Source organism: Rhodoplanes sp. Z2-YC6860 (assembly GCF_001579845.1).
Lineage (GTDB): Bacteria > Pseudomonadota > Alphaproteobacteria > Rhizobiales > Xanthobacteraceae > Z2-YC6860.
Window position 1 is genome coordinate 1978442 of record NZ_CP007440.1, and the last position, 16346, is coordinate 1994787.

At 60.8% G+C, this 16346-nt stretch carries 17 protein-coding genes; 5 read left to right on the forward strand and 12 right to left on the reverse strand.

What is annotated here, in order from left to right; genetic code table 11:
- Positions 1–258: 258 nt before the first annotated feature.
- Positions 259–750, forward strand: coding sequence for a DUF4142 domain-containing protein (locus RHPLAN_RS09300; protein WP_068016371.1), 492 nt, complete (start codon positions 259–261; stop codon positions 748–750).
- Positions 751–879: 129 nt separating this feature from the next.
- Here the strand turns inward: RHPLAN_RS09300 and RHPLAN_RS09305 are convergent, their stop codons facing one another.
- The 10 genes from RHPLAN_RS09305 to RHPLAN_RS09345 form a co-directional block, all read right to left on the reverse strand.
- On the reverse strand, positions 880–1668 hold the full coding sequence (locus RHPLAN_RS09305; protein ID WP_157100163.1) for a hypothetical protein: 789 nt from the start codon (positions 1666–1668) through the stop codon (positions 880–882).
- Complete coding sequence (locus RHPLAN_RS39170; protein WP_157100164.1) at positions 1665–1868, reverse strand: hypothetical protein; 204 nt, start codon at positions 1866–1868, stop codon at positions 1665–1667. The genes RHPLAN_RS09305 and RHPLAN_RS39170 overlap by 4 nt, the downstream gene beginning before the upstream one ends.
- Before the next feature lie 5 nt (positions 1869–1873).
- Positions 1874–2449, reverse strand: coding sequence for a hypothetical protein (locus RHPLAN_RS09310; protein ID WP_068016377.1), 576 nt, complete (start codon positions 2447–2449; stop codon positions 1874–1876).
- A gap of 82 nt (positions 2450–2531) precedes the next feature.
- Positions 2532–2882: a hypothetical protein gene (locus RHPLAN_RS09315; protein WP_068016380.1), complete on the reverse strand. Its 351-nt coding sequence runs from the start codon at positions 2880–2882 to the stop codon at positions 2532–2534.
- Between the two features lie 429 nt (positions 2883–3311).
- The gene (locus RHPLAN_RS09320; RefSeq protein WP_068016383.1) at positions 3312–4754 is read right to left on the reverse strand and encodes a primase-helicase family protein; all 1443 of its coding nucleotides are present in this window, start codon (positions 4752–4754) and stop codon (positions 3312–3314) included.
- Positions 4754–5791, reverse strand: coding sequence for a hypothetical protein (locus tag RHPLAN_RS09325; protein ID WP_068016385.1), 1038 nt, complete (start codon positions 5789–5791; stop codon positions 4754–4756). Before RHPLAN_RS09325 ends, RHPLAN_RS09320 begins: the two co-directional genes overlap by 1 nt.
- Before the next feature lie 67 nt (positions 5792–5858).
- Positions 5859–6113, reverse strand: a complete 255-nt coding sequence (locus RHPLAN_RS09330) for a hypothetical protein (protein WP_237180091.1) — start codon at positions 6111–6113, stop codon at positions 5859–5861.
- 153 nt (positions 6114–6266) lie between these two features.
- Entirely contained in the window at positions 6267–6968 is a 702-nt protein-coding gene (locus RHPLAN_RS09335) for a hypothetical protein (protein WP_157100165.1), read from the reverse strand.
- A gap of 557 nt (positions 6969–7525) precedes the next feature.
- The gene (locus RHPLAN_RS39175; protein ID WP_157100166.1) at positions 7526–7870 is read right to left on the reverse strand and encodes a hypothetical protein; all 345 of its coding nucleotides are present in this window, start codon (positions 7868–7870) and stop codon (positions 7526–7528) included.
- A 133-nt stretch (positions 7871–8003) separates the two neighbouring features.
- Positions 8004–9185: a tyrosine-type recombinase/integrase gene (locus tag RHPLAN_RS09345; RefSeq protein ID WP_068016394.1), complete on the reverse strand. Its 1182-nt coding sequence runs from the start codon at positions 9183–9185 to the stop codon at positions 8004–8006.
- Between the two features lie 551 nt (positions 9186–9736).
- Here RHPLAN_RS09345 and RHPLAN_RS09350 point away from each other — a divergent pair.
- The 3 genes from RHPLAN_RS09350 to RHPLAN_RS09360 all read left to right on the forward strand — a co-directional run bounded on the left by RHPLAN_RS09350 (position 9737) and on the right by RHPLAN_RS09360 (position 13496).
- Complete coding sequence (locus RHPLAN_RS09350) at positions 9737–11224, forward strand: sensor domain-containing diguanylate cyclase (protein WP_068030910.1); 1488 nt, start codon at positions 9737–9739, stop codon at positions 11222–11224.
- 21 nt (positions 11225–11245) lie between these two features.
- Positions 11246–12301 (forward strand): threonine aldolase family protein, encoded by a 1056-nt coding sequence (locus RHPLAN_RS09355; protein ID WP_068016397.1) that lies wholly within the window; start codon positions 11246–11248, stop codon positions 12299–12301.
- Positions 12302–12374: 73 nt separating this feature from the next.
- On the forward strand, positions 12375–13496 hold the full coding sequence (locus tag RHPLAN_RS09360) for a hypothetical protein (protein WP_157100167.1): 1122 nt from the start codon (positions 12375–12377) through the stop codon (positions 13494–13496).
- A gap of 100 nt (positions 13497–13596) precedes the next feature.
- Here the strand turns inward: RHPLAN_RS09360 and RHPLAN_RS09365 are convergent, their stop codons facing one another.
- Positions 13597–14052, reverse strand: a complete 456-nt coding sequence (locus tag RHPLAN_RS09365) for an Hsp20 family protein (RefSeq protein ID WP_068016404.1) — start codon at positions 14050–14052, stop codon at positions 13597–13599.
- A 269-nt stretch (positions 14053–14321) separates the two neighbouring features.
- On the opposite strand from RHPLAN_RS09365, the gene RHPLAN_RS09370 reads away from it, so the two are divergent.
- Positions 14322–15269: an alpha/beta hydrolase gene (locus tag RHPLAN_RS09370; RefSeq protein ID WP_068016407.1), complete on the forward strand. Its 948-nt coding sequence runs from the start codon at positions 14322–14324 to the stop codon at positions 15267–15269.
- Between the two features lie 104 nt (positions 15270–15373).
- Here the strand turns inward: RHPLAN_RS09370 and hisN are convergent, their stop codons facing one another.
- Entirely contained in the window at positions 15374–16156 is a 783-nt protein-coding gene (gene hisN / locus RHPLAN_RS09375) for a histidinol-phosphatase (RefSeq protein WP_068016410.1), read from the reverse strand.
- Positions 16157–16346: the final 190 nt, after the last annotated feature.

Sequence of the window (16346 nt, forward strand, 5' to 3'; positions counted from 1 at the left end):
CCCTCCGTTGGATTGGATGAAGACACCAGGCAGGCGACTGTCAACCTATCCGAGCCATCAACCACGCGTTACACGCTGCCGTTCCGTTAAATCGTCGCTGCAATGCGCTGAGCCTGGAAACAAGAACAAGTTAGAACGGATAGTCAGCCCCCTCGGGCGCAGCGCAAACAGAAGCACTTCATTTCGGAACTTCACCTACGGCGGTCCTGTTAGCAAAAACGGGGAGCAGGATGTGAGGTTGATTATGCGCGCACTTCGTTGCTTACCGCTTCAATCGTTCTGCTCGGCGCTTCGGCCGCATCCGCCCAAGAGCAGAAAAACCAAGACTTCCTAGTCGAAGCCATTCAGGGCAATTTGGCTGAAGTCCAAATGGGAGAACTCGCTGAGAAACATGGCCAAAGCGGCCAGGTCATAAACTTCGGCGAAACACTCAAGAATGAGCACGCGGACGCAAACAAAAAAGCTCTGGAAGCGGCCCGTTCTCTGAATGTAACTGCCCCAACCGAACCCAATGCCGAACAAAAGGCGGATTACGAAGAGTTGGCCAAGTTGAAAGGGCCGGAGTTCGACAAGAAGTTCGCGTCACATATGGTGATGGACCACAAGGCCGATATCGAGAAATACACCAAGGCCGCAAAAACGCAGGATGCCGCTGGGCGTTACGCCGCCGAAGCGCTGCCAACCCTCCAGAAGCATTTAGAGACAGCCCTAAAGCTTGAAAAGGACACCGGCACAACAGGTTCTCGATAACCGGTCTGAGAAACGCTTCCTTCAAAACGCGTGTATGATGAAGATCAAAGGCCCCAGCGCCGCGCGCGCCGGGGCCTCGCGATCATCGGGCCGGGTACATCCGCCGGAACCCGGTGACCAACCGGTGGTCTATTGACAGGGCAACGGCGCGAACACACCAGCGGCTCTTAAGCGGTCCGACTCCGCAATGGCGGCGCTCCATTGCGTGTTGCGCAAGCGGCTCTCAGCCAATGCCTGCTGTGCCTCCACCGTGCGAATGACCTTGTCGATCTCGCCACCGTCTAGCTTGCGCGCGATTTTGAGGACTGTGCAGAGCGAGATCAGATGGCCGACGTACGGCTTCAACAGATCGTGGGCCGCAATGGCGCAATGAGCAATGAACGACTCGACCGCCGCGTCGCTCTTACAGAAAAGGAGCGCTAGTTCGCGCGCCTGCCGAATGTCATCCGCTGCGCCAGGAGGCTCGCCCTCCAGCAGAAGGCGCTCGCCAGCCGCGCCAGCCATAAGCTCAATCACCTGATGATAACAGCTAGAGTAAATGTCGTTGCATTCGTCGCGATCTTCGCCAGGGCTAGGCATCGCGGATGTGAGTTCTTCGCGAATGTCCGAAGCGTCACCGCCGCCTTCCGCAAACGCTTGCATGTGTTCGGGACCCCAAACCATGCCGCCCGAACCGCGTTCTTTGTCCGGGTTCACTGTCGCGCCGCCAATCGGATGGCCCAGCAACCGAGCCGCAAGCGCGTGGCCCGCTTCGTGGACGGCGATACGATGATCTTCGTCTTTTGTGCGGCCCAGCGATGACAGCAACTTAACGTACCAGTCGGGCAGTTCGTGGTGATTATCGGGATGCGCAGTGGCAGCAGCTTGCACGGGCGGAAGCTGCATACGGGGATGTTTCGCAGGGTAGTCTTGGATCATTTGCCGGAAGCCTTCCTCTGACGCGCCAGCATGCGCGCACGGATTTTCATGATAACGCTGTGGGGCAGCGGGTTTGCGCGAGCGATAATCTGGGCAACGGCCGCAGGGATGCGAGTGGGGTTGGCTGGGTCGACGATCCAGCCGTCGACACGCGATGTCACCTCATGAGGTTTCCAGCCAGGTGGAACGACTTTCGTCATGTCGGCTACTCCTCGCTCTGCGTCGCATCAGCGGGGAGCGGCTGCTGGCCTTGGCGAAGGGCCTCCGGCATCGTCGCCAGCTCCGAACGCGCGAGATTGACGCCATGCTCGATTTGGTTGGCGGAACCCTGGATAACGTTCGCCAAGTGGCCACTCTCGAAATGCCAACCAATATCGGACAGGGCATCGGCAAGCTTTTTCGAGGCACCCACGAACTCAGGTAACAGACGCGCGATAGCGGCAGCTTGCTTCTCCAACTTCTGCGCGGCCGCGTCGCGACGGTTTTGCAAGCGCTCCGCGTCGAGCTTCTGCTGGACCTCAGCAGTCTTAACTGCAAGAGCCTCCAGCGCATCTTCCAGGCCAACAACGCGAGACGCGGCCGCGTTGACGCGATTTTGTAGCGCCTGCGCTGTCTCAGTATCGCTCAGATCGCCTTTGAGATGATGCCGCTGACGGGCCTCGGTCGCCACGCCAAGCTCTGTGTCAGCATTCCGACGCGCTTCTTCCAGCGCGGCGGCCCGTTGGCGCAGCGCGATGAGATCGATTTCCAGGCTGTCGGCCTTGATAGGTTTTTTGAACATCTATTGTGCTCCAAACATGTTGAAATGGTCCAACACGTTTGTCTCACATTCGCGCCAGAACGCGTGCGCGTAGGCGTGCGATTTAGTTCGGTTTTTGCGCGCACGCGCGCGTTTTGATCAGATTGTTGTACTTGGTCTCCGCTTCGCGTCGAGCCGGAAGGCCGCGCTTACGCTCGATACGGTCGAGCAATCGCTCGGTGGAAATGAACCAGACGTCGCCAACCTTTGCTCCAATCGGCGCGCCTTCTTGTTCGTCGGCTTGCGCCCACTTTGTAATTGTCGAAGCGTCGCGGCCAGCAACGATGGCGGCCGACTCGGTGTCTAGCAACTCAAAACTTTTGATTTTGTCCAGTACGTCTGCCGATGGATGCTCATAACCGAGATGATCCAAGGCTGCGAGGTGGTTGCCAATAAGGTAGTCCCGGTCGATCATTTTTGAGGCTTCCTATAGTGGTTTGTGTCGCCAAGTCGCTGTTTAGGGTTTGTTAAAAACCCCTTACAAATTCCTAGAGCTACCGATACCGGGCGGCTGCGCGCGCCCCGCATTAGCCGGTGGTTAGGAAGAACCTAAACACGCGTTGTCGACGCCAGCACGATCCGTCCGCGCCCGCAACGTGAGCCGCTTGTGGCGCTTCGGGCCGTTCCGCGCGCGACAAGCGGAACGAGCGCACATGGCTGTCGCATAAGAACTTTTTCAGCTTCATCTTTCTTTTGTTCCTTTTGTTCCACTTAGAAAAAGTAATCAAACAAACGAGGCCAGTGATGCTCGTTCACGCCGCACAAGCGGCACAAGCGGAGCGGGCGCGCAAGCCGCTGCGGGGGCAGCGAAATGTCCGTTCCGTATGCGCCGCCGAAGCGGCCACTAGAACGGAACGTCGTCGGGGTTATCCATCGGAGCCATCTCGCTCGGATCATCAGAGATTTCGTGCTGCCATTCGGTCAGGTTCGGATTGCGCCACTTCCAGCCGGGAAAGCGTTCCACCCATTTCTCGCGAGCCTCGGTCAGATCGGGGAACGTCCAGCCACGATGGCGCATGACCTTGCGGCTGTTGTCGCAGCTTTGTTGGGTGAGATACGCGCCGAGCTTATGGTCGTTATAAGCGCGAAGACGAGGTTCGATGCTGCGTGCCTGATCATACAGGCCGGGTCGAATGATCACGCGGTCGCCACTCACATTCGAAACCTTCTGCTCGAACTTGTTTGAGACGGCGCGGTTGGGCTCATTGGGGTCGCTGCCGACCAAAACCCCGGTCTCCAGCAGTTCAGCCCACCAGCCGTCCAATGGATCAAGCGAACGCGCCTGCTGGTCGGTCAAATCATTCGCCTTCGGGAGCTGGCGGGGATGGAAGTCGCCAATTTTGCGAAGCAAAAGATCATGGAGCATCGCTTGGTAACCGCCGTTTTCCAACTGTTTGTTAATCGCATTGAACCATGCGTGGTCCTGAAGGTGCTCGTCATTGACCTTCACCACAAAGTAGCGGCGCTCACGTTCACCTGCCGGAACGACCCAATCTTCGTTGCTTGCCATGATGACATGCAGCAGATTGGGAACTTCGATGCCGTCGCGACCCTTCGCTTCGATGAAGATGGTCGGTTCGGTGACAAGACGCTTGATGGTGCCCTCAGCGCCTTTGTTGCCGGGCCAATAGGCTTCGTCAGCGAATAGCAGCACGGTATCGCGCAGGTGGCCATTGAACCGACCCACGAGGTGTTCAGCGCTCGAAATCTGTAACGCGTGCTGACCGAACAGCTCGCACATGGCATTCCCCACGGTGCCTTTGCCAGTACCGCGCTTGCCTTGCATGACGAGAACGACCTCCGCGCGCCGATTGGGATGCTGCACGCACCAAGCAAGCCAATTTAAGATGTAATCGAAGACCTCAGTGTTACGCGATGCCACCACAATCCAGATGTGTTCGCGGAGCTTCGACCAGTCACCTTGGCGCGGTTCGAATTGCCAGCCGCGCCACAAGTTCAGCTTCTGATCAATCACTCGCGCACAGTTGTCCGGCTGAAAAGTGAGGCCCGCATACTGACGGCGCTTTGGATTGTTGAGCCACCAAGTGCCAAGCTGCTGGCTCCGGTCACCGGCAATGATCCGTTGATGCATATAAAGGCTTTTAAAGTCAGAAAAACGCATCAAAACCAAGCTCCAACGTTCGCGGTCTTGCTCGAACGTGCCAACGAACGCCTTGCCGCCCTCCCGGACTACAAAATAGCGGGCGTTCATTTTGTCCAAGCGCTCGTCGCCCGTCGGCAGCAAGGTTTGGTCGACAGTCGTGTCGTGAGGTATTAACTGGTTCATTACGCAGCCTCCGCATTGTCAGCGGATGTCGCACGCTTCTTGAGCCAACTAAGGCACATGTGACGCAGGGCAGCTTCTTCGCGACGCCAATTCCAACGCGCGCCGCGTAGGCCAGCCGCGCGCTTCGTGTGATGCAATAGGATCGCAACCACGTCATCGACCAACATGCCGGTGTTGAGCATTGCCGCGGAGCAAGAGAGTTGAGTCATATGAATGCTGGTGTCGCCGCCACCTTGATAGGTCATCTGTTCAAGCCGCGAATTGACGTCGACGCGCCGGCCGCGAGATTGGCGACCGAACTCTTCGAAGGGGCAAATGTCCCGCACATCCAAGACGACCTCGCGAGGCTTGCGCGACAAAATGGGGTGCGCTTCGGAAAGCCAATCCTCCAGGTCATCCAACGAATAGCGACGATTTGCTTCGAGTGACAATAGCTCGACCGCTTTCCAAGCGCCGCGCTTGCTGTTGTGCGATGTCGGCAAACGCATTACGCGCGAGACCTCACACACGGCAGGATCGCCAGCAATCAAATCAGCGAGCTTGCGAAGCGCGATCTCGATGCGCTCCATATTGCCCTGCGTGGGGATGGCTTCGTTTAGAAACCAATAGAGATGCAAACCGCCGCCCGAAAAAACAATCGCGCTCGGCTGATACATCAATTGCGCGACCTTGCGCAGCACGACTTCGCAACTCGGATCGCTTTCAATCTTATCGAGATCGAGATCGGCATGAAGGCAGGCGGTTTCGACGATATTTTCCTTGTTGCGTGTTTGGCCGTTCTTCACCGTACCGACGCAGAAGAAAATGCCACGGCCTGGCTTATCCCAGCGAGAGACAAACGACGCGATCTGCGACGGATGCCGAGTGTAAATATGGTGCTCGGCACCCGTGCCGCGTTCGTTTGGGAATGTGCAGAGGTAAACGGGCATCGACGTGAACGGGAACGCAGATTTAAGTAAGCGTGTCGCCGCGTCCGCGCGCGAGCGCATGGCTTCGGCTTGCGCGCGGTCAAGCGTGCTGTTATGATAAGTCTGCATCTCGAATTGTCCTTGGAATTGTTGTTTCAAAAGAGAAGGCGGCCCGCCACAGGCCGCCTTCTCTCGTTTATGCAGCTTGTAGGGCCAGCTTCGTTGCGGCCTCGCGCTCGCGACGCCAATCGTGCGCAGCTTCCAGGCTGATGGTGACGCGGCGGCCCGTGCGCATCTCGCGTGGGCCAAGGCCGGCGTTACGCAATTTGAAAAACATCGCTTCTGAAATGCGATGAGCCTTGCAGAATTCCGCGATGGTGAACGCCGCGTGCTGAACGTCCATTTCGTTGGCTGGAGTTTCGGCCGCTTGCTCTGTGGTGTTTGGTTTCAAGACTTCCGCGCTCCTCTATTGATCAGCATAGAGCAGCAGAGAACCACGTGAGCGAACCGCGTCGATAGAAGCACTGATCAGAATTTGTTTCGGATCGATGAGCGAAGTGACGACGCCGCGCGTAGGGGTGCGGTGCTTGCTTAAAGCGCACTGCTAAATGCTATCGGCATCGTCAGGTGCTGAGCTGTCGGCTTGCATAGCGAACAGGATGAACGCGTTCCTATCCGATGGGTGCTTTCGAATGCGCTCTACTATCTTCGCGATGCCTGATTGCTTAGCAGTTTCGCCAACGATGGCACTTAGGGCCAGTTTTAGAAAGTCGATCAGGGCTCCGTATGGCGTATAAGGATGGTAGTTTCTTCTATCGAACCTTGGCTCGCGACCTGACTCCTTCCAGAGAGCGATCAGTCCGAATTCCAACTCCGCTTTTATGGGATCAGCCTTTCCGGCGAAGTTGCCGATCCAAAGATCGTAGCCACGAAGCCAGCACTTCAGCCGATAAACCTGCGTATCGATATCGGCGTGAGGAAAATGATCACCGAGTCGCCCCGCTGCATCCAAAGCTGAGAGCATTTTGTGCGCCTTGCGTGTGAGGTCGAGAGCTGCCCGAACTTCTTGCTTTGCTTTTGCGGGCCGCACGCCACGCAAATCTCTGACCCACTTGTCCCGTGTCGCTTGTGCTTCCCGATAAGCCTGGCCAAGCTCGTTAATCTTGCGACGCCAATCGGTGCCTTCGGGCCACCCACCTATTGAATAGATTGCGTTCCACTGCTCGTTTGTGAGTTGCTCGAACGCCACGTCCCAACCTCTTGCATTATCGGCAAACAAAAAGTTTGCTGAGCCAAAATGTTGCAAGCGCATCGCCTCGCGTATGGATGTCGTGCGCGCAAGCTCGTCGATATTCGACGACGATGTCGATCCGTCAAGCGCGCTTTATGTTGCCGCTGGAGGCTCGATGCGGCACCGGGAAGATCGTAATCGATGACAAGCAACGCGAAGCGAGCAATGTAAAGCGTTAGCTTTACATTGCAGCCGAATGTAAAAGTGCTCGCGAGAGCTGGTTTTAAAAGTGCGTTTGTTGAGTCGCAGCCTAAAATGTAAAGTGACAATAGCTTTACTGCTATTTTGCAATCAATTGACATGTCCGGTTGTTAAAGCGCACAGAAGGGAAAATAACGTCCGAAATCACAATTTGTGTACGAATGCATTTTGCCTTGCGCTCGCGACGTCACGCTGCTTGAGCGCTGACGAACGATTTGCCGAAATCAAGCAACGTGGCGCGGGTCAGCACGTCGCTTGCGTAGCCGATGATATACCGCGAATGGGTTTTCTCAATCATTACAACTGCCGTGTCGAATGAGCGGCGACGACACGAGTTGGCACACGCTGCACATGCCCCGAAAACAGAAACTTTATTCTCTGGGGACCAAATAAGTCCGATCCGCAACCGCATCGTTGCCGGGCGTTATTATCCGAACGAGCGCACTATCTGACGAGCCAGCCGTTGTGCGTGTTGTCGTGCGCGGCACGGAGCGAGAAGCGCGCACGTCGGCTTCTGACGCTTGGGCGCGTGAATTGCGAGCGGTAGTGCTGACGATCTGCGGCGACGTGCCGATGAAAGGGCTTTTCGCCGAAGCGATAATCGCGGCGGAGCGAGCAGCGTTTTCCTTGCTGATATCGATCACCCGAACCTGCTCGGCAGCGTTAGCCGCAAACGGCACGAATGCAAGCAAGGCGGCGGCGACGATCAAGCGCATGTTCGGTTCTCGGATAATTCCAAAGCGCTCCGAAAACCTGCTTGGTGGGGAAATGTTCCCTTTGAAGGTCGCTGCAACGCATTGACCGAATGCCGCACACGGCCTAAGCCGGGCGGCGATAGAGTTTATCGGCTTAAGCGACCCTCTCCATCGTCGGCGGCTTGTCAAAGTCGAGCAGCGTCTCGCGAGTCAATGCGTCGCTCGGATCGCCAGTGATGTACCGACCGTAGTGCTGCTCGATCATTTTGATCGATGTATCGTGATTGGAAGCGACAAGGGCCGTCGCTTTGCCTTTCAGCAGTTGCCTTGCGATTGAGCTGTGACGTAGCGCGTACGGCGTAATCTCCGCGCTCAGGCCCAGGCGTTTCGTAACGACACGGAACTTGTCCGAAACCTTGTAAATGGGATCGATCAATCGATCATGCTGATCGCGGCCTTTTGCATTCTCGCGAAGCAAGCTCGCCAAACGGGTAGAGATCGGCAAAGGCCGATGCTCGACCTTGCGGATGCGTCCTTTGCGACTGCGGGGCATAAGTAATCGAGGCTCGGCGGGGTTTTTGTCCAGCAGGTCTTCAACACGCAGCCGCAGTACTTGGCTCTCTCGAGCGCCAGTCTCAGCAAGGACCTCGATCAGAAGGCCGAGTGCGCGGTTATCCTCGTGTGCGCCATGGACCAACGCAATGACGGTCTGATCAGGTAGCACGACGTTGCGCGCGACCTCTGTGTCAGGAAGCCTTTTCAAGCCATTCCGCCAAACGCGGTCGTTCGTAATCCGTTGGTGGTCATTGCGTGAAGCCAGTGACAGTGCTGCCTTCAAAGACCGCGCCACGCGGTCAGCGCTGGCTGGCTTAAGGTTCTTAGCAATCAGCGCGGTCCGCCAGTCGCGCAATTCCCGTTCCGTCAAAAGCGCTACGGTCTTCGTCGCCAATAGACCTAGATGAATGCGGACGTTACTCGCGTTGTGACGGCTTGCGCCGCGCATTTCGAGGTCGAGTTCATAGTCGTTGACGGCCTGGCCCACAGTGATGGGCGTATCGCTGTTGATTTCCCCAGCGCGCGCGAGCCTCTTGGCCTGCTCAAGAGCTTGCCAGTACGACATCACGCTCTCGCCATTCGCTTCCTCGTGGTCGTCGGCAAGGGCAAACCGTTTGAGCCAGCCGTGAGCCTTTACGCTCCAGGTTCCCGGACCGGCGTTGCGGCGATAGGCCAGAAAAATGCCGGGCGCGATCAGTGCGGTGTAGGGCTTCTTCCGCAACGCGAGTTTGAGGCGGTTAGTACGGTTTTCCAGTAAGGCGGAACGGGTGCGGCGAGCCATCGGTGTCCCTCAAAATGTCCCGAGAGTGGGAGTAGATCGCTATGGAGCCGACTATACCGCAATAGATATTAAATAAGCAATTACAGTGGTTTGTGGAAGTTACGTGGAGCTGCGTGGAGTTCTATGGAGTGTTGCATCCCCCGATGAGGGGGCCGCCTTCAGTGGCAGGGCGCGGTCGGGTGAAAGCGGGCGCAAATGCCCCCTGGAGCATGGTGGGTGAAAACCCAGCCGGTCCGATCGAATCTCGAACGGTGGCCTCGCAATAAATCGCCACAGTGGAGCGCCGGGAGGCGAGCGGGCCTGATCGCAAAGGTCCGCGGCACCTCTCGCAAAGGTGCCCCCAAGGTGCGCCGTCTCGGCGCTCCGCTCCCTCACTCATGTGAGGGGAAGGAAAAAGAGAGAGGCGCCGGCCCCGCGCCTGATCTGAAGGGGCTGATGAATCACGCCCGCACGAATGTCTCCGTCTGGATAGCGGAAGGGAATTAATGGTATCGCTCGGCGCGACCGGTTTCTGCGGCGAGACAAATAACCACAGCGGTCGGAGGTTGATCATGACCCACGTCGAAAGTGACGCCGATGTCGAGATGTTCGACCTTGCGCCGGTTTCGCTGTGGCTCGAAGACTTCAGCGGCGTCAGGCAGCTCTTCGAGACATGGCGCGCCGAAGGCATCACCGATCTCGCCGGTCATTTGCGCGCCGATCCCTCCCGGATCAAAGCCTGCTCTGAGCGCATCCGGGTGCTCAAGGTCAACAGGCGCACGTTGACGTTGTTCGAGGCTGCCGATCTGGCCGATCTGGTGGCCAATCTCGGTAAGGTGTTCCGCGACGACATGCTCGATCGGCATGTCGAGGAACTGACGGCGCTGTGGAACGGCCAAACCGAGTTCTTCAGCCACTCCGTCAACTACAGTCTCTCAGGCCGGCGGATCGACATCCGGATGACCGGCCGGGTGCTGCCCGGCCAGGAGCAAAGCCTGGAACGGGTGCTCATCGCCATCGAGGACGTGACCGAGCGCGAAACGGCGCGGCGCGAGCAGGTGGCGAGCGAGAATTATGCCCGGGGCCTGTTCGAGCACTCGCCGGTGTCGCTGTGGGTGGAGGACTTCAGCGCGATCAAGAAGCTTCTCGACGAACTCCGCGAGCGGGGCATCGAGGATTTCCGCGTCTTCACCGACGTGCATCCGGAATTCGTGCAGCGCTGCATGAGCGAGATCCGCGTGCTCGACATCAACCAGCAGACGCTGGAGCTGTTTCATGCACCGGACAAGACGACGCTGCTGCACCGTCTCGGCGAGGTGTTCCGCGACGACATGCAGCGATCGTTCCGCGAGCAGCTCATCGACCTGTGGCACGGCAAGCTGTTCCAGCGGCGCGAGGTGGTGAACTACGCCTTGAACGGCAACGAGGTGCACGTGCTCCTCCAGTTCTCGGTGCTTCCCGGTCACGAGCAGGACTGGTCGCAGGTGCAAGTGGCCCTGATCGACATCACCGCGCGCAAGAAGGCCGAGGCCTATCTCGAGTTCCTCGGGACGCACGACGTGGTCACCAAGCTCTACAATCGCGCCTTCTACGTCGACGAACTCAACCGTATCGAGCGCAAGGGGCTCCGGCCGGTGACCATCGTCATGGTCGACCTCAATGGTCTGAAGGCGGCCAACGACCTGTGGGGTCATGAGGTTGGCGACGCGCTGCTCCGCCGCATCGGCGAGGTGCTCGGCAAGGCTGTCGAAAAGCCGTCGAGCGCAGCCCGCATCGGCGGCGACGAGTTCGCTCTGCTGCTGCCGGGAGTCGATGCGGAGGGTGGCGAGACGATGATGGAGGAGGTTCGCAAGCTCGTCGATCTCAACAACCAGTTCTATCCGGGCATGCTGCTCAGCCTGTCGATGGGGGCCGCCACCAGCGCCCCAGGCGAACGGCTGGAGGATGTCGCCCGGCGCGCGGACTTCACCATGTATGAGGCGAAACGTGCGTTCTACTCCAGCCTCGCCAACGATCGCCGACAGCGCGGGGCGCCGGGCCGTCCGGCTTCGGCGAACTGATATGCCGGTCCGGCGCGCCCCATGAATTTCGCGAGCGACAACACCGCAGGCATCGCGCCCGACATTCTCCAGGCGCTCGTGGCCGGCAACGATGGCTTCGCGCTGGGCTACGGCAATGACGATGTCACCCGCGCGGTCGAGCGGCGGATCGGCGAACTCTTCGAGCGCGACGTCGCGGTGTTTCTGGTGCCGACCGGCACCGCCGCCAACGCATTGGCGCTCGCGCATGTGAGCCCGCCCTGGGGCGCGGTGTTCGCCCATGCCGAAGCGCACATCCTGACCGACGAATGCGGCGCGCCGGAATTCTTCGGCGCGGGCATCAAGCTCGTGGGCATGCCGGGCGTCGGCTGCAAGGTCACGCCCAAGACGCTCGCGGAAACGGTTTCGCACTACGAGGGACACGCGCCGCATCAGGTGGTGCCTGCGGCGTTCTCGTTTGCGCAAGCGAGCGAGGCCGGAACGATCTACCGGCCCGGCGAGATCGCGGCGTTGTCGGGCGTTGCGCGCGCCCATGGCATGAAGGTGCACATGGACGGCGCGCGCTTCGCCAACGCGCTGGTGCGGATGAACGCGAGCCCGGCGGAGATCACCTGGAAGGCGGGCGTCGACGTGCTGTCATTCGGCGCCACGAAGGCCGGCGCGCTCGCCGCCGAAGCCGTGGTGTTCTTCGACCGCGCGATGGCTGCGCACATGGCCGAGCGGCGAAAGCGGGCAGGGCATCTTCTGTCCAAGCATCGCTTCCTGTCGTTGCAGTTCGATGCGTTCCTGAACAACGACTGCTGGCTCCGCCTCGCGCGCCACGCCAACACCATGGCGGACCGACTCGGAGCGGGGCTCGCGGCCGCGGGTCATGCGCCGGTCTGGCCGGTCGAGGCCAATCTGGTGTTCATCGCGCTGCCGAAACTCGCGGTGGAGAAGCTGAAATCGGCGGGCGCGCAGTTCTATGTGCGCTCGAGCGACAGCCTGCCCGATCACGCCAGGCTCGGCTCCGGCCAAAGCCTGATCCGGCTCGTGACCTCGTTCGCCACGCGGGCCGAAGAGGTCGAAAGGTTCGTGGAACTTGCCGCAAAGGTGTAACAACGCCGCCCCAGCGGTGCCCTAATCGGCATCGATGCTTTGCCAGGCGATGGAAGACGTGGAGGGGAATTCCGTGACACAGCGATGGATCTTTGCAGCGTTTCCGGTGCTGGCGGCATCGGTCATCGCGCCGTCCGCGGTGGCCTCGCTGCTCGCTTGCTCGAGCGTGGCTCACGCCGAGCCGATGCGGCTGGCCCAGGCCGTCGAGTATGGCGGCCTGCCGCCTTACGAGGTTGTCACCATCGTGCGCTCCGCGGGTCTCGATCCGATCGACCGGCCGGTGCGGCGCGGTCCGCATTATGTGCTGCATGCGATAGGGCCGAACGATCATGAGGTCCGCGTCATCGTCGATGCGCGTCGCGGCGAGATCGTCCGCATCGTGCCGACCATGAGCGCCTCGCGCATGCCGCCGGGGCCTGGCGGCGGCGTCAGCGTGGGACCTTACGAGCGCATGGACGGCTACGGACTTCCAAGTGCCGCGCCGAGGTATGTCGCGCCCGAGGGCTATCGCTATGGTGGCGGTCCCGCGGCGCCTGACGATGACGAGGACGACGCGTCCTACGACAACGCGCCGCGGCCGCCGGGAAACGTCCCGGGCTCTGCTCCGCGTCCGGGCTATGCGCCCGCGCCGCGGACGACCTATGCCGATCCGCCGCCGGTCATTCGCGCAACGCCGCCCGCCGGCAGCGGTGTCGCGCGCGGTTCCGATTTGCCACCGCCGTCCGGTGCTGCTGCTCCGCCGCCCTATGCGCCGCGCGCCGCAACGGCCTATCCGCCGACGCGCACCACCGACCTGCCGCCGTCGCGCGATCCGCGACTGGCCAACGTGCCGCCGCCCGCGGCCGGCCGCGACGGCATGCTGCCGCCGCCGCCCGAGCGCTTCCCGCAGCGGGTTCCGCCCGCGGCCGAGAAGAAGAAAGAGCCGAAGCCGGTGAAGCGCGCCGCGACAACCGCAGCGCCGAAGCTCGCGCCGGTGCCGAAGCCCAAACCCGCTCCGACGCCCGCGAGCGCATCCGCTCCCGCGGCTGCGCCACCGGCAACGCCCGCCACGCCCGCGCCGGAAGTGGCCAAGGAGCCCGCGAAGGAAACCGCAAAGCCTGCGGAGCAGGCCGCGCCGCCGATCGCGGACACGAAGCCTGCGCCCGAGGCCAAGCCCTCAACCGAACAGCCCGCTCATGAGGCTTTGCCGAACTGATCGCGTGTGGCGTGACCCACATCAGCCCAAAACAAAAGCGCCCCGGGGAAACCCGGGGCGCTCCTCTCTGCTTCGAGCCGCTGAGACTCGAAGGCGTGCGTTACGCGGCCTTCTGGTCAACCACCTTCGGCTGAGACGACGACTTGCCGTTGATGGCGATCTGACGCGGTTTCTTGGCCTCGGGAATCTCGCGTACGAGGTCGACGTGCAGGAGACCGTTCTCCAGCGTCGCGCCCTTCACCTGGACGTAGTCGGCAAGCTGGAACTGGCGCTCGAAAGCGCGTGCCGCGATGCCCTGGTAGAGCACCTCGCCGGCATTGTCCTGCTTGACCTGCTTCTCGCCCTTGATGGTCAGCGCGTTTTCCTTGGACTCGATCGACAGCTCGCTCTCGCCGAAGCCTGCGACGGCTACGGTGATGCGATAGTCGTTCTCGCCGGTGCGTTCGATGTTGTAGGGCGGGTAGCCCGGAGCAGCCTCAAAGCCGTCCAGCATCGAAAACAGCCGGTCAAAGCCGACGGTCGAGCGATAGAGGGGAGCAAGATCGAAAGTTCGCATAAGCATATCCTCCTATGAGCGACATGCGGTGGTCCGCCACTTGGGCCGGACACCGGTTGGATCAATGCAGCCCGAATGGGCCTGCACGTGCGATATGGGGAGCCAAATGCGGCTCGCAAGAGGGTCATGCGGTCCGGGAGGCTTCGTTAAGGTGTTGAAAACTCGGAAATATAAGGAATTATGTCCAAATCATCGGCCGCTCAATTGAGCCCGCCCGCCCGGCTGCTATAAGGCGCAAACGAAGCGGCCGACGGATTCCCGACGGATTCATGGACCTCGTTTCAATCCCCGCCAATCCGGTACCCGACGATGTCGTCACCGGCACGATCAAGACCAGCGACGGCGTGAACCTGCGCTTTGCGCGCTGGCATCCGCCGCCCGGCCGCAAGGGCACGATCTGCCTGTTCCAGGGCCGCGCCGAGTTCATCGAAAAGTATTTCGAGACCGTGCGGGAGCTGCGTTCGCGCGGCTTCGCGGTTGCGACCTTCGACTGGCGCGGCCAGGGCCGCTCGCAGCGCAAGCTCGACGATCCCCGCAAGGGCCATGTGGGCGACTTCTCCGAATACGAGACCGACCTCGAAGCCTTCATGAGGGAGGTGGTGCTGCCGGATTGCCCGCCGCCGATCTTCGCGGTGGCGCATTCGATGGGCGGCACCGTGATGATGCGGCTGGCGCGCAAGGGCAGCCGCTGGTTCGACCGCGTCGTGCTGTCGGCGCCGATGATCCAGCTCGCCGGCTCGCGCGACAGCGGCTTCGCCAAGTTTGCGGTGCGCGCGATGCGTTACGCGGGAATGGGCTCGGCCTATGTTCCGAGCGGCAACGATACGGTGGTCGCGAGCGGACCCTATATCGGCAATCACCTCACCTCCGATCCGGTGCGTTACGCCAGGACCAAAGCGGTGCTCGAGGCCGCGCCCGATCTCGGCCTCGGCTCGCCGACGGTGGCTTGGCTCAACGCCGCCTACCGCGCCATGAACGAGTTCACCGATCCGGCGTTTCCCGGCAAGGTGCGTCAGCCCTTGATGCTGGTTGCTGCGGGCCGCGACGATATCGTGTCGACCGCGGCGACCGAGGAACTGGCGATCCGGCTTCGCGCCGGCTCGCATCTCATCGTCGCCGGCAGCCGCCATGAGCTGATGATGGAGCAGGATCGCTACCGCGGTCAGTTCTGGGCGGCGTTCGATGCCTTCGTGCCCGGCACGCCGCTGTTCAAGTGAGGCTCAGGATCTGATTCAACGTCGTTGAATCAGATCCTGAGCTCCTTCTCTTGTTTGGGCATGATCTTTTCCGAAAACCGCTTCACGCTTTTCGGGATCATGCCCTAGCCGCGCAGGACCTTCATCGCGGCTTCGTGCACGCGCGGATCGCCGGCCGCGATGATGCGGCCTCCTGCGGTTGGCGCGCCGCCGTCCCAGGCGGTAACGATGCCGCCGCCGCCGGTAATGATCGGAATGAGCGGCAGAATGTCGTAGGGCTTGAGCTCGGTCTCGATCACGAGGTCGACATGGCCCGCGGCGAGCATGCAGTAGGCGTAGCAATCGCCGCCGTAGCGCGACAGCCGCGCCACGTGCTCAACCTTGCCGAAGCTTGCGCGGTCCGCCTCCTTCATCAGAAGCGGACTCGTCGTCATCAAGAGCGCCTCGGAGAGTTCCGCGCAGCGCCGCGTCCGCAGTGTGCGCTCGCCGGCGGGGCCGCGGTAGCGCGCGACATGACCGTCGCCGGTGAAGCGCTCGCGGGTGAACGGCTGATGCATCATGCCGTAGACCGGTGCGCCGCCGCGCGTCAGGGCGATCAGCGTGCCCCAGGCCGGCATGCCGGTGATGAAGGACTTGGTGCCGTCGATCGGATCGAGCACCCAGACATATTCGGCGTCGGTGCGCTCATTGCCGAACTCTTCGCCGATGATGCCGTGGTCCGGAAAGGTCTGGCGGATGAGTGTCCGCATCGCGGTTTCGGCGGCGCGGTCGGCGGCGGTCACCGGATCGAAGCCTCCGGCACCGCCCTTGTTCTCGACACCCAGTGACGTGCGGAAAAACGGCAGGATGGCGTCTCCCGACACCGTGGCGAGCCGGTCGACGAAGGCCGCAAAATCAATGGCTGTCATGCCGCAAAACTATGCGCTGATCTTTTTCGGTTGTCATGGCTCGGGCTGGCGGGGCGCGCGTAACGCACGAGTTTCTCGTGGATATCGCGGACCTTCGGCAGGGGCCGCCCAATGAATTTCGGAAACGACACCTCGAGCTTGCGCGTCACGCGTGTCGGCAATTGCCATCGCGGTGGTCATGACGCTCGGC